General features: G+C 55.3%; 12 protein-coding genes. 2 read left to right on the forward strand and 10 right to left on the reverse strand.

Going from position 1 to position 13,271, the window contains the following annotated elements:
* The first annotated feature begins 149 nt into the window (after positions 1–149).
* Both O1723_RS17460 and rof read left to right on the forward strand, forming a co-directional pair.
* Positions 150–350 (forward strand): YaeP family protein, encoded by a 201-nt coding sequence (locus tag O1723_RS17460; protein ID WP_008501889.1) that lies wholly within the window; start codon positions 150–152, stop codon positions 348–350.
* Entirely contained in the window at positions 337–597 is a 261-nt protein-coding gene (rof, locus tag O1723_RS17465; protein ID WP_014882644.1) for a Rho-binding antiterminator, read from the forward strand. The genes O1723_RS17460 and rof overlap by 14 nt, the downstream gene beginning before the upstream one ends.
* A 28-nt stretch (positions 598–625) precedes the next feature.
* Here rof and tilS read toward each other — a convergent pair whose 3' ends face one another.
* The 10 genes from tilS to lpxD form a co-directional block, all read right to left on the reverse strand.
* Positions 626–1,915 (reverse strand): tRNA lysidine(34) synthetase TilS, encoded by a 1,290-nt coding sequence (gene tilS / locus O1723_RS17470; protein WP_248191257.1) that lies wholly within the window; start codon positions 1,913–1,915, stop codon positions 626–628.
* A gap of 58 nt (positions 1,916–1,973) precedes the next feature.
* Positions 1,974–2,363, reverse strand: coding sequence for a VOC family protein (locus O1723_RS17475; RefSeq protein ID WP_023336777.1), 390 nt, complete (start codon positions 2,361–2,363; stop codon positions 1,974–1,976).
* Between the two features lie 65 nt (positions 2,364–2,428).
* Complete coding sequence (locus O1723_RS17480; protein WP_023336776.1) at positions 2,429–4,561, reverse strand: lysine decarboxylase LdcC; 2,133 nt, start codon at positions 4,559–4,561, stop codon at positions 2,429–2,431.
* A 100-nt stretch (positions 4,562–4,661) separates the two neighbouring features.
* Positions 4,662–5,621, reverse strand: coding sequence for an acetyl-CoA carboxylase carboxyl transferase subunit alpha (accA, locus tag O1723_RS17485; RefSeq protein ID WP_013095666.1), 960 nt, complete (start codon positions 5,619–5,621; stop codon positions 4,662–4,664).
* Positions 5,622–5,633: 12 nt separating this feature from the next.
* Complete coding sequence (gene dnaE, locus O1723_RS17490; RefSeq protein ID WP_023336775.1) at positions 5,634–9,116, reverse strand: DNA polymerase III subunit alpha; 3,483 nt, start codon at positions 9,114–9,116, stop codon at positions 5,634–5,636.
* Between the two features lie 38 nt (positions 9,117–9,154).
* Positions 9,155–9,751: a ribonuclease HII gene (rnhB, locus tag O1723_RS17495; protein ID WP_023336774.1), complete on the reverse strand. Its 597-nt coding sequence runs from the start codon at positions 9,749–9,751 to the stop codon at positions 9,155–9,157.
* On the reverse strand, positions 9,748–10,896 hold the full coding sequence (gene lpxB, locus O1723_RS17500; RefSeq protein ID WP_023332133.1) for a lipid-A-disaccharide synthase: 1,149 nt from the start codon (positions 10,894–10,896) through the stop codon (positions 9,748–9,750). Before lpxB ends, rnhB begins: the two co-directional genes overlap by 4 nt.
* Entirely contained in the window at positions 10,896–11,684 is a 789-nt protein-coding gene (gene lpxA, locus O1723_RS17505; RefSeq protein ID WP_014882637.1) for an acyl-ACP--UDP-N-acetylglucosamine O-acyltransferase, read from the reverse strand. Before lpxA ends, lpxB begins: the two co-directional genes overlap by 1 nt.
* A 3-nt stretch (positions 11,685–11,687) precedes the next feature.
* Positions 11,688–12,143, reverse strand: a complete 456-nt coding sequence (gene fabZ / locus O1723_RS17510) for a 3-hydroxyacyl-ACP dehydratase FabZ (protein ID WP_010426706.1) — start codon at positions 12,141–12,143, stop codon at positions 11,688–11,690.
* 102 nt (positions 12,144–12,245) lie between these two features.
* The gene (gene lpxD, locus O1723_RS17515) at positions 12,246–13,271 is read right to left on the reverse strand and encodes a UDP-3-O-(3-hydroxymyristoyl)glucosamine N-acyltransferase (protein WP_023332132.1); all 1,026 of its coding nucleotides are present in this window, start codon (positions 13,269–13,271) and stop codon (positions 12,246–12,248) included.

The following is a 13,271-nucleotide window of genomic DNA, read 5'->3' on the forward strand; positions in this document are numbered from 1 at the left end:
GCAAAAGGCTGTCACGCGGTGATAAATCACACCTGTCAAGGCGCTGATATTGCTTAAATGAGTATGGTATAGTCACCTTGCTAAACCGAGTTTATCTTCGTAGGCTTAATGATATCTCACAGTAAGTCAGTGCGCTGGCGGGAGGGGATGTGAATAATTATTGTGAGTTAATTCGCAAACGGTATGCGGAAATCGCCAGCGGAGATCTGGGGTATGTCCCGGACGCGTTGGGCTGTGTATTGAAAGTGCTTAATGAAGTGGCCTCTGATGAGAGCCTTTCAGAGTCGGTCAGGGAAAAAGCAGCGTACGCTGCGGCGAATTTACTGGTGAGCGATTATGTCGATGAATGATACTTATCAACCCATCAATTGTGATGACTATGACAACCTCGAACTCGCCTGCCAGCATCATTTAATACTGACGCTGGAGCTAAAAGATGGCGAAGTATTGAAGGCAAAAGCCAGCGATCTGGTTTCACGTAAGAACGTGGAATATCTGGTTGTTGAAGACGGCAGTGCAACGCGTGAGCTACGTCTGGATAAAATAGCCAGCTTCAGCCACCCGCAAATCGGCACCGTCGTGGTGAGCGAATCCTGATGACACTTACGGGCAGCCTGGCTGCCCGTTACATTTTCTGCCAATCAAAACTGACCCCTTCTTCTGACCATCCCTCTTCCGTGATGAAAACCCCGGCAGCAGCCATCAACGTTTCACCGTAAAACAGCAGTGGCGTGGTATCACGTCGCCACGGCGGCACGCTGCACTCCTGCCATATCTTCTTAAGCTTCCGTCCCCCGTTGCGCCCGACAATATGCAGCAAACCACCAGCCTTGAAGCGTACGGTTACCGGCTCACCAGGCTTCGGCAGACGCACATGACCGGACGGGCTCAAAGAGACGCTCCCTGCATCACAAGGCAATATCAGCGGTACCTCTGGCGACGCCCAGTTGAGTACCACCTCGGTCAGTGAAGGCGTGGATTTGATCCACCAGAGTTTGCCTTTATAGCGCCTGACCTCAAAACCATTCAGATACACGCAGGGGGAAGCATCTTCCCGCGCCTGCGCGACTTCGTCCCAGATCCGGCTCAGCATCGCCCGCGACGGCATCGCTGCATGATGAGTAGCCAGCCAGCGGCGTAACAGTGCGGCGCGGCGCACCGAGCTCATCGCCTCCAGGGGCGCTATCGCCAGTGCTCCGTCTTCAGAAATCAGGTCAGCCAGATCCGCACTCAACAGTTCATCCAGCAACAATTCCTGTTCAGCACACAGCATGGCGCTTCTCGCTGTCGCGTCGGCGAAATGCGGCCAGCGCTCGCTCAACAGCGGCAGGATGCGCAGGCGCAGGAAATTACGATCGTAACTGTCGTCCTGATTACTCTCGTCTTCTATCCAGTTCAGCTGATATTCCCGCGCCCAGGCTTCCAGCGACGCCCGCGTCTCGCCCAGCAGCGGGCGCAGCAATTGCGTCCCGGCAAACTCAGATCGTGCAGGCATGGCGGACAGCCCCGCCGGTCCGCTTCCCCGCTTAAGCGCCAGCAAAAAAGTTTCGCACTGATCGTCCAGATGCTGAGCCGTGACCAGCGCTTCGCCAGGAAGTAATGCCGCGGAAAAAGCGGCATAGCGGGCTTTCCGCGCCTGTGCCTCGATGCCCTTCCCCTCATCAATGAGCGTGACGCGCTCAACGATGAACGGGATCGCCCAGGCCGCACACAAGGCTTCACAGTGCGCCACCCACTCCTCAGCGTGAGGACTTAATCCATGATGGATGTGCATAGCCCGAAGCTGGACGTCAGGCTCCCGGTCGCGCCAGCGTTTCAGGCGATGGAGCAGAACGGTGGAATCCAGGCCACCGCTAAACCCCACCAGCAGCTGGCGGTACGGTGAAACAGCTTGTGCGATAGCGGGTAAGGTCATAGGAAATTACACATAAAAAATGCCCGAACTGAGCGGGCATTATCACACAGGACAAACATTACTGCTGGTAAAGCTCCAGCGGCAAACCGTCCGGGTCGTTAAAAAAGGTAAAACGCTTGTCGGTGAAGGGATCGATACGGATCGGTTCACACGTTACGCCGTGCGCTTGCAGATGTTTTACTGCGTTATCCAGGTCATCAACGCTGAAGGCAAGATGGCGCAGTCCACAGGCTTCCGGGCGCGACGGGCGCGCAGGCGGGAAGGGAAAAGAGAACAGCTCAATCACATATTGCCCGTTTAAAGCGAGATCCCCCTTCCAGGAGTCACGCTCCTCGCGGTAGGCCTCGCTCAACAGCGTAAAGCCAAGAATGTCACAATAGAAGGCCTTACTTTTCGCGTAATCGGTAGCAATGATCGCAATATGGTGAACCGCTTTTAAACCCAGCATAGCTTCTCCTTTTTATGATGCCTGAACGTTACAACCGAGAACCCGCACCTGGCAAGCGGTCACCCTTATTTTAGGACTCGCACCCAGTAAACGCCGTGCTCATCGCGCTTCGCACCGTGAATATCCGTCTCGAAACCCGGATAGTGACGCCCCACCGAACAGAGCATCAGCAGAAAATCGAGCACTGCCCGGCTCTCCTCGGTGATCATTTCCCCCGGCATCAGCAGCGGTACACCCGGTGGGTAAGGCAGGATCATATTGGCCGACACGCGTCCGACCAGATTTTCCAGCTCAACGGTTTCTACCTCACCTTTTACCTGCCGCTGCCAGGCCTTGTGAGGCGTCAGCTTCATGTCAGGCAGGACGTCAAACGCCTGAAGCATGAGGCGCGGCAGATCGTGCTGGCGGATCAATCTGTGGATCCCCAGGGCCAGATCCTGAATGCGCATATTGCGGTAGAAGTCAGGATCTTCCGCGTAGAGATCCGGCAGCATGTTCTTCACCCGCAGGTTGAGATCGTAGGCACGCTTAAACTCCATCAGCCCGCGCAGCAGACCCATTGCCCGGGTTTTATCGATCCCGATACTGAACAGGAACAACAAATTATAGGGGCCGGTCTTCTCCACTACCACGCCGCGCTCATCAAGGAACTTCGCCACCAGCGCGGCGGGAATACCTTCATCACCCATTACCCCCTGCTCGTCCATGCCAGGCGTCAGGATCGTCACCTTAACCGGATCGAGGAACATGTGGTCCGCATCGGCATCGCGGAAGCCGTGCCAGCTCTCCCCAGGCGCAACGGGCCAGCACTCGGCCTCGTCGATCTCTTCCGGCTGCCAGATATCAAAGAACCAGCCGTCTGCCTCATCTTTCAGCCGCTGGACCTCTTTACGGAAATGCAGCGCCCGCTCCACCGAGCGGTTTATCAGGCGTTTACCCGGGTTGCCGCGCAGCATCGCCGCCGCGGTTTCGATAGATGCTACCAGCGGATAGCTCGGTGAAGTGGTGGTATGCATCATAAAGGCTTCGTTGAAGGTCTCCTCGTCGTACTCGCCTTTGATGTGAATAAGAGACGCCTGGGAAAAGGCGGCCAGCATTTTGTGGGTCGACTGCGTTTCGAAGAACACTTTGCCCGGCACGCGCTCGCCGCTCATCCCGCTCTTACCCGAATAAATCGGGTGAAAATTGGTATAAGGCACCCACGCAGAATCGAAGTGGATCGACGGCACGTCCAGCGTCTGCTTGATCCAGTTGGTGTTGTATAACAGGCCGTCATAGGTGGAATTGGTGATCACCGCATGAACAGGCCAGCTTGCGCCAGGGATCGCCGCAACTTTCTTTTCAATGGTTTGATGCGTGAACTCCCGGCGTGGGATGCCGCCGAGAATCCCCAGCGCGTTACGCGTAGGGGATAACCAGAGCGGCACCACGTCGCTCATCATCAGCAGGTGCGCCAGCGATTTATGGCAGTTACGGTCAATCAGCAGCGTGCTGCCCGCAGGCGCAGCGTACATCCCGACGATTTTGTTCGAGGTCGAGGTGCCGTTGGTCACCATATAGCTCTGCTCAGCGCCAAAGGTGCGGGCAATATACTCCTCAGCCTCCAGATGCGGGCCGGTGTGATCCAGCAGAGAGCCCAGTTCCGTGACCGAAATTGACACGTCCGCTTTCAGCGTGTTGCCCCCGAAAAAATCATAGAACAGACAGCCTACCGGGCTTTTTTGATAGGCTGTTCCGGCCATATGCCCTGGCGTGCAGAAGGTGTATTTCCCCTCTTTCACATAGGTAAAAAGCGCGCGGGTAAAGGGCGGCGTAATGTTATCGAGGTATTCACCCGTGTACTGCTGAATGCGGGTCGCGATATCTTCCGCCACGCCGAGAGAATATTCAAAGAACCACAGCGCCATCCGCATATCATGCGCGCTGACGTCCATGGTCGAGTGGGTATTGATAAAGGCATACAGCGGGAGATATTCGTTCAGCTTGTTGATCTCGCTGCACAGCTCCAGATCGTATTCGTCCCAGTCGAAGATCACGCCACAGATTCGCGGATTATGCTCAATAAACTTCAGCAGGTCGGCGCTGTTGTGCGGCCAGATGAGCTGATACCCGCGCGACTGAAGGGCTTGCTCCAGCTCCTTGATGGGCTCGTCTTTATAAAAGACGCCGTGCGGCCCCATAATGGCAATGATGTTCACGGTCTACCTCCTTGAAAAACATTAGCTAAGCATAGTTAAGGTAAACGGCGGGTATAAAAAAAGCCGCAACATTGTGCGGCTTTTCAGATAATTGTGAAGCTTACGCGTAGCCGTAAGTCATCAGACGCTGATAACGACGGTTGAGCAGGTCTTCTTTGCTCAGGACGTCCAGATCGGCCAGGTCAGCCAGCAGCTGGGCTTTCAGGGAAGCAGCCATCACTTCCGGCTTACGATGCGCGCCACCCAGCGGTTCCGGGATCACGGTATCGATCAGCTTCAGCTCTTTCAGACGTGGGGCAATGATGCCCATCGCTTCTGCGGCCAGCGGCGCTTTATCAGCGCTTTTCCACAGAATGGACGCACAGCCTTCCGGAGAGATAACGGAATAGGTGCTGTACTGCAGCATATTCACTTTATCGCCCACGCCAATGGCCAGCGCACCACCTGAACCACCTTCACCGATGACGGTACAGATGACCGGCACCTTCAGGCGGGACATCTCGCGCAGGTTACGGGCGATGGCTTCAGACTGACCGCGCTCTTCCGCGCCCACGCCAGGGTATGCACCCGGGGTGTCAATGAAGGTGATGATTGGCATGTTGAAACGCTCAGCCATCTCCATCAGACGCAGGGCCTTGCGGTAGCCTTCAGGTGCAGGCATACCGAAGTTACGACGGATTTTCTCTTTGGTTTCACGCCCTTTCTGATGACCAATGATCATCACCGGGCGTCCGTCCAGACGCGCGATACCGCCGACGATAGCTTTGTCGTCAGCGTATGCGCGATCGCCTGCCAGTTCGTCAAATTCGTCAAACGCCAGGCGGACATAATCCAGGGTGTACGGACGCTGTGGATGACGCGCCAGCTGGGCGATCTGCCATGCGCCGAGATCGGCAAAGATTTTGCGCGTCAGCTCTACGCTTTTTTCACGCAGACGATGCACTTCTTCGTCGATGTTAATATCCAGTTTTTCATCCTGACGGCTTACCGCTGTCAGAGAATCGATTTTCGCTTCCAGCTCAGCAATCGGCTGTTCGAAATCAAGGAAATTCAGACTCATAGTATTCCTGTATTAGTCAAACTCCAGTTCCACCTGCTCCGAACCAATGAGGCCACGGAGATCGTTCAGTAAACGATCGCTCGGAGAGACACGCCACGTTGCACCAAAGCGCAACCGCGCACGTGCATCCGCCCTCTGATAGTAGAGATGTACTGGAATTGTCCCCGAGCGGTGGGGTTCCAGAGACTGACGGAGTCGGTTTAAAAGCTGGTCATCAATTTGCCTGTCCGTCAGCGAGATAGCAAGCCCGCGAGCATATTTTTCCCGGGCTTCGTCAATGTCCATCACTTCGCGGGCGGTCATTTTAAGCCCCCCGCTGAAGTCATCAAAGCTGACCTGTCCGCTGACGATAAGTATGCGGTCTTTTTCCAGCAATTGCTGGTATTTATCCAGCGCGTCGGTGAACAACATCACCTCCAGACGCCCGGAACGGTCATCCAACGTACAGATGCCGATACGATTGCCGCGCTTGGTGACCATAACCCTTGCAGCAATCACGAGCCCCGCAGCCGTGGTAATTTTACCACGTTCTGTCGGATGCATGTCTTTTAGCCTGTGGCCGCCGACATAGCGCTCAATTTCTTTGATGTACTGGTTGATCGGGTGGCCCGTCAGGTACAAGCCTAACGTTTCACGCTCGCCATCCAGCACGACCTGTTCTGGCCACGGCTGGCAGTTAGAGTACGACTGCTCAATCTGCTCCGGCTCCTCCGCCAGCACACCGAACATATCTGCCTGCCCAATGGCTTCCGCTTTCGCGTGCTGGTCCGCCGCTTTCAGGGCATCGCCGAGGGAGTTCATCAACGCAGCGCGGTGCGGCCCCAGCCTGTCGAACGCGCCGGACATGATCAGCTTTTCCAGTACGCGGCGGTTCAGTTTTTTGGTATCGGTACGGGCGCACAGATCGAACAGCTCGCGGAAATAGCCGCCGTTGTTACGCGCTTCGATGATCGCCTCGATCGGCCCTTCACCCACGCCCTTGATCGCACCGATCCCGTAAACGATCTCCCCGTCGTCGTTGACGTGGAAATGGTAAAGCCCCGAGTTAATATCCGGCGGCAGGATCTTGAGCCCCATGCGCCAGCACTCATCCACCAGGCCAACGACCTTCTCGGTGTTATCCATATCGGCAGTCATTACCGCCGCCATAAATTCAGCAGGATAGTGCGCTTTCAGCCACAGCGTCTGGTATGAGACTAGCGCATAGGCGGCAGAGTGGGATTTGTTAAATCCGTACCCGGCGAATTTCTCCACCAGGTCGAAGATTTTCATCGCCAGCTCGCCGTCAACGCCGTTTTTCTTCGCACCGTCTTCAAAGATGGAGCGCTGCTTGGCCATCTCTTCCGGTTTTTTCTTCCCCATCGCACGACGCAGCATGTCCGCGCCGCCGAGGGTATAACCAGAAAGCACCTGAGCAATCTGCATGACCTGTTCCTGGTACAGGATGATGCCGTAGGTCGGCTCCAGTACCGGTTTCAGGCTTTCATGCTGCCACTGCACGTCCGGGTAGGAAATCTCTTCGCGACCGTGCTTACGGTCGATAAAGTTATCTACCATCCCCGACTGCAGCGGCCCCGGGCGGAACAGCGCCACCAGTGCGATCATATCTTCGAAGCAGTCAGGCTGCAGGCGCTTGATCAGGTCCTTCATGCCGCGGGATTCAAGCTGGAAGACCGCGGTGGTCTCCGAGCGCTGCAGCATGTCGAAACTTTTCTTGTCATCCAGCGGGATGGCAGCAATGTCTATCGGTTCAAGGCCCTGCTTTTCCCGGCGCGGGTTGATCATCTTCAGTGCCCAGTCGATGATCGTCAGCGTACGCAGGCCGAGGAAGTCAAACTTCACCAGCCCGGCGTATTCCACGTCGTTCTTATCAAACTGAGTGACTGGATGCTCACCCGCTTCATCGCAGTAGAGCGGCGCGAAGTCGGTAATTTTGGTCGGAGCAATAACCACGCCACCTGCATGCTTACCGGCGTTACGCGTGACGCCTTCCAGCTTGCGCGCCATGTCGATCAGGGCTTTGACTTCTTCGTCAGCTTCGTAGATTTCCGGCAGCTGAGGTTCGGCTTCAAACGCTTTTGCCAGCGTCATGCCCGGATCGGGCGGCACCAGCTTAGAAATACGATCGACGAAACCGTACGGGTGGCCGAGTACACGACCCACGTCGCGGATAACCGCTTTCGCCGCCATGGTACCGAAGGTAATGATCTGCGATACCGCGTCACGGCCATACATGTCCGCTACGTGCTCGATCACCTGATCGCGTTTCTCCATGCAGAAGTCGACGTCGAAGTCGGGCATGGAAACACGTTCCGGGTTGAGGAAACGTTCGAACAGCAGGTCGAATTCCAGCGGATCGAGGTCGGTAATTTTTAATGCATACGCCACCAGCGAGCCCGCACCGGAGCCACGGCCCGGACCTACCGGTACGCCGTTATCCTTCGACCACTGAATGAACTCCATAACGATCAGGAAGTAGCCGGGGAAGCCCATCTGGTTGATAACCTGAAGCTCTATATCCAGGCGCTCGTCATACTCCGGACGACGTTTTTTACGTTCTTCTTCATCCGGGAAGAGGAATTCGAGACGCTCTTCCAGACCCTCCTTCGATTTCATGACCAGGAAATCTTCCGTCGTCATGTCACCCGTCGGGAATTGCGGCAGGAAGTATTCGCCGAGGCGCACGGTGACGTTACAGCGCTTGGCAATCTCTACGCTGTTTTCCAGCGCTTCAGGGATATCGGAAAAGAGCTCGCACATCTCCTCTTCGCTGCGCATATACTGCTGCGATGAGTAATTACGCGGGCGCTTTGGATCGTCAAGGGTGAAGCCATCATGGATCGCCACACGAATTTCGTGGGCGTCAAAATCGCCGGATTCCAGGAAACGCACATCATTCGTCGCCACCACGGGCAAACCGCGCTCTTCAGCCAGCGCAACAGCGGCGTGCAGATAGCTCTCTTCGTCCTGGCGGCCGGTGCGGATCAATTCCAGATAGTAACGATCCGGGAAATATTCTTCATAAAACGAGACGCACTGATCCACCAGCGCGCTGTTGCCACGCAGCAGGCATTTGCCGACGTCGCCCATGCGGCCACCGGAGATCAGCAGCAGCCCTTCGTTCAGTTCCGCCAGCCAGTCCCGGTCGATCCACGGGCCCAGCGCACCATAGCCGCGCTGATAGGCTTTCGAAATAAGCAGAGTGAGGTTCTGGTAGCCCGTGTTGTTCATAGCCAGCACGGAAATTTGCGTCAGTTCATCGCCGATGAGATCGCTCTGCACATGAAAATCCGCACCGACGACAGGCTTCATCCCCGCGCCATGTGCCGTTCCGTAGAACTTCACCAGGCCACACAGGTTGGTAAAATCGGTGATCGCCAGCGCAGGCATGCCAAGCGCGGCCGCCTTTTTTACCAGCGGCCCGGTCTTCGCCAGCCCATCGATCATGGAGTAGTCGCTATGCACCCGCAGGTGTACGAAACGTGGTTCAGCCATCTTCAGATTCCGCGTTACTTAATTGCTTGCGTATTGATTCAGGACACCCGTCCCAGCGCGCGTTTCACCGGGCCAAAGCTGCGCCGGTGATGTTCAGTTGCGCCATGTTCAGCCAGCTTTTCCAGATGGAAAGCCGTAGGATACCCCTTGTGCTGGGCGAAGCCATACTGAGGGTAAGTGAGATCCAGCGCGGCCATTTCAGCGTCGCGTGTCACCTTGGCAATAATAGATGCTGCGCTGATCTCGGCGACACGGCTATCGCCTTTGACGACCGCCATCGAAGGCATCGGCAGTGCCGGACAGCGGTTGCCGTCAACCAGGACATATTCCGGGGCAATTTTCAGGCCCGCTACCGCGCGCTGCATGGCCAGCATTGTAGCATGCAAAATATTCAACTCGTCGATTTCATGCGGCTCAGCGCGCCCCAGGCTCCAGGCCAGAGCCTTCTCCTGAATCTCACTGAACAGGGCCAGTCGACGTTTTTCGGATAATTTTTTTGAGTCGTTTAGCCCGACGATCGGGCGGGCGGGATCGAGGATCACCGCGGCGGTCACAACAGCCCCCACTAACGGGCCACGACCGACTTCGTCCACCCCTGCCACAAGATGCGTGTGAGGGTATACAAATTCCATCATTTTGCTAACTCCAGAACTGCATCGGCCGCTTGCTCATCTGCATTGCAGCGGATCAGTTGATGCAGTTCACGGAAGGTATCATGCATCTGGTGGCTGGTCTTGCCGTTGGCGAGCAGCGGCAGCAGGGCCTCCGCCAGCGCCTGAGGCTGGCACTCATCCTGTAAGAGCTCTTTTACCAGCTCGCGCCCGGCAAGCAGGTTTGGCAGGGAAACATAATCCGTTTTCACCAGACGTTTTGCCAGCCAGAAGGTAAACGGCTTCATACGATAACCGACCACCATCGGGCATTTCGCCAGCATACATTCCAGCGCAGCCGTGCCAGAGGCCAGCAGTGCGGCATCGCTCGCAAACATCGCTTCCCGACCTTTCCCGTCCAGCAGGCGGACGTGAAGATCCGGGGCGACTTCCGCTTTAATGCGTTCGAACTGCTCGCGGCGTTTGGCATTCACCAGCGGCACGACCACTTCAAGATCGGGATACGTCTTGCGAAGAATCTGCGCGGTTTTCAGGAAATCAGCGCTCAGCATCTCCACTTCTGCGCCACGGCTTCCTGGCAGCAATGCCAGACAGTGCACATCATGAGGGATACCGAGCACGTCGCGCGCCGCGTTTTTATCCGGATCCAGCGGCATCGCATCCGCCATGGTATGACCGATAAAACGGCACGGAACATTAAATTTGTCGTAAAACGCTTTTTCGAAAGGCAGAAAAGCCAGCACCAGGTTGGTGGACCGTCCAATTTTGAAAACGCGTTTCTGTCGCCACGCCCAAACGGACGGACTGACGTAATGAATGGTTTTGATGCCCTGCTTTTTCAGATTACCTTCGAGGGTAATGTTGAAGTCGGGTGCATCGATACCGACAAACACATCGGGTTTGAGCTCGGTAAAGCGGCGGGTAAGATCGGCACGAATATGCAGCAAGCGTCGCAAACGCCCCAGCACCTCAACAATGCCCATCACGGCCAGCTCTTCCATTTCATACCAGGCTTCACAGCCTTCGGCCTGCATCAGCGGGCCAGCCACGCCAACAAAGCGGGCGTTAGGTACGCGAGCTTTGAGCGCGCGGATGAGACCGGCACCAAGAATATCGCCGGAGGTTTCTCCGGCGACCAGGGCTATCGTAAGCGGACGACTGTCGACCATTAACGAATCAGACCCCTTGTTGAACGGTCAAAGAACTCCATGAACGCGTTCACTTCCGGGAACTTATCCGCCAGTTCGGCAATGTCCGGCTTCGCCTCTTCCAGCGTTTTACCGCTACGGTACAGCAGTTTGTACGCGTTACGGATGGCCGTAATCGCTTCGCGACTAAAACCACGACGCTTGAGGCCTTCGATGTTCACGCCAAACGGCGTGGCATGGTTGCCCTGCGCAATCACATACGGTGGGACGTCCTGCGCCACACCGGAGCAGCCACCGACCATCACGTGTGCACCAATGATGCAGAACTGATGGACTGCGGTCATGCCGCCAATAATTGCGAAGTCATCAACAGATACGTGTCCTGCCAGCGTTGCGTTGTTGGCAAGAATACAGCGATCGCCCACGGTACAGTCATGCGCAATATGCGCATTCACCATAAACAGGTTATCGCTACCCACCTTCGTCAACCCACCACCCTGTACTGTTCCACGATGAATGGTGACGCTTTCGCGAATACGGTTACGATCGCCAATTTCCAGACGGGTCGACTCACCAGCATATTTCAGATCCTGGTTAACTTCGCCGATGGAAGCGAACTGATAGATCTCGTTATTGCTGCCAATGGTCGTATGACCATTCACGACAACGTGAGATTTCAGTACTGTACCCTCACCAATTTCGACATTGGGTCCAACAATACAGAACGGGCCAATGTGAACGTTGGCACCAATGATGGCGCCGGTTTCCACAATAGCAGTAGGATGAATAAAGGCGGATTTATCAATCACGTATCAGGACTCCCGGCTACGAGCACACATCATCGTCGCTTCGCAAACAACTTTGCCGTCAACCAGCGCTACGCCTTTGAAGCGAGTCAGGCCACGACGCGTTTTTTCAAAAGTGACTTCCATGATCATCTGATCACCAGGCACGACAGGACGCTTAAAGCGCGCTTCATCAATACCTGCGAAGTAATAGAGTTCACCCGGCTCCAGTTTACCGACGCTTTTAAACGCCAGAATACCGGTAGCCTGAGCCATCGCTTCCAGAATCAACACACCCGGGAAGATAGGCTTACCCGGGAAGTGTCCCTGGAAGAACGGTTCGTTCACGGAAACATTTTTCACTGCGCGCAGAAAACGACCTTCTTCAAAATCCAGCACACGGTCTACCAGCAAAAACGGGTAGCGGTGCGGCAGAAGTTCTAAAATCTCTTCAATATGCAGAGTATGAGTGTCAGTAGTCAAAATACTCTTCCTGTCAAAATGTACTGATAACAATAATAACACGGCCTGCCGGTTTATTAGAAAGCCGACAGGCCGGGAAAGATAGCGTTAAACGGGTGACGTTTAGTCTTGTTGATCGATCTTACGCTCAAGAGACTTGAGTCGCTTGCTCATATCATCAATGTTCATCACCAGTGCTGCTGTTTTACGCCATACCTTGTTGGGTTGCAGCGGAATGCCCGAGGAATAGACGCCAGGTTCGGTGATCGGACGCATTACCATGCCCATGCCCGTCACCGTCACCTTGTCGCATATTTCCATGTGGCCATTAATCACGCTCGCACCGCCAATCATGCAATAACGACCAATTTTCAGGCTGCCCGCCATGATGACGCCCCCCGCAACTGCGGTATTGTCGCCAATCACAACGTTATGCGCAATCTGGCACTGGTTATCGATGATAACACCATTGCCAATGATCGTGTCGTCGAGTGCACCACGGTCGATCGTGGTACAGGCCCCAATCTCCACGCGATCGCCAATAATAACGCGACCAAGCTGCGGGATCTTAACCCAGTTACCGCGATCGTTCGCGTAACCAAAGCCATCAGAACCAATCACGGTGCTGGACTGGACGAGGCAATTTTCGCCGATTTCAACTTCATGATAAACGGACACATTGGCCCATAAACGGGTTCCTGCGCCGATTTTCGTATTTTTCCCAACGAAGCACCCCGGGCCAATCACGACGTTATCACCCAGCACAACGCCAGACTCGATAACCGCATTCGCACCAACGGCAACGTTGTTACCAAGCTTAGCCGTCGGATCGATTGCTGCACTGGCAGCAATGTTCTGAGCCGGTTGCGGCGTGGTATCAAGAATTTGAGCCATGCGTGCATACGTCAGGTAGGGGTTTTTCACTACCAGTGCACTTCCAGTGGCAAAGGGAAGATCGTCCTGCGTCAGAACAACAGCTGACGCCTGGCATTGAGCCAGTTGTTCACGGTACTTAGGGCTTACCATGAAGGTAATCGTGCCAGCTTTAGCAGATTGCATGGACGCAACAGCGGTGATGACGATATCGCCATCACCGTGTAATTCTGCATCCAACTGCTGAGCTAAATCAGCCAGTCGAATTGAAGGCAT

The sequence above is a fragment of the Enterobacter cloacae complex sp. HYC080_NIDB genome (genome assembly GCF_056673325.1).

Bases quoted from the DNA above. Each gene is read 5' to 3' on its own strand.
- tilS (WP_248191257.1), bottom strand. From the start codon at position 1,915: ATGACCTTACCCGCTATCGCACAAGCTGTTTCACCGTACCGCCAGCTG.
- O1723_RS17475 (WP_023336777.1), bottom strand. From the start codon at position 2,363: ATGCTGGGTTTAAAAGCGGTTCACCATATTGCGATCATTGCTACCGAT.
- rof (WP_014882644.1), top strand. From the start codon at position 337: ATGTCGATGAATGATACTTATCAACCCATCAATTGTGATGACTATGAC.
- accA (WP_013095666.1), bottom strand. From the start codon at position 5,621: ATGAGTCTGAATTTCCTTGATTTCGAACAGCCGATTGCTGAGCTGGAA.
- rnhB (WP_023336774.1), bottom strand. From the start codon at position 9,751: ATGATGGAATTTGTATACCCTCACACGCATCTTGTGGCAGGGGTGGAC.
- lpxB (WP_023332133.1), bottom strand. From the start codon at position 10,896: ATGGTCGACAGTCGTCCGCTTACGATAGCCCTGGTCGCCGGAGAAACC.
- dnaE (WP_023336775.1), bottom strand. From the start codon at position 9,116: ATGGCTGAACCACGTTTCGTACACCTGCGGGTGCATAGCGACTACTCC.
- lpxD (WP_023332132.1), bottom strand. From the start codon at position 13,271: ATGCCTTCAATTCGACTGGCTGATTTAGCTCAGCAGTTGGATGCAGAA.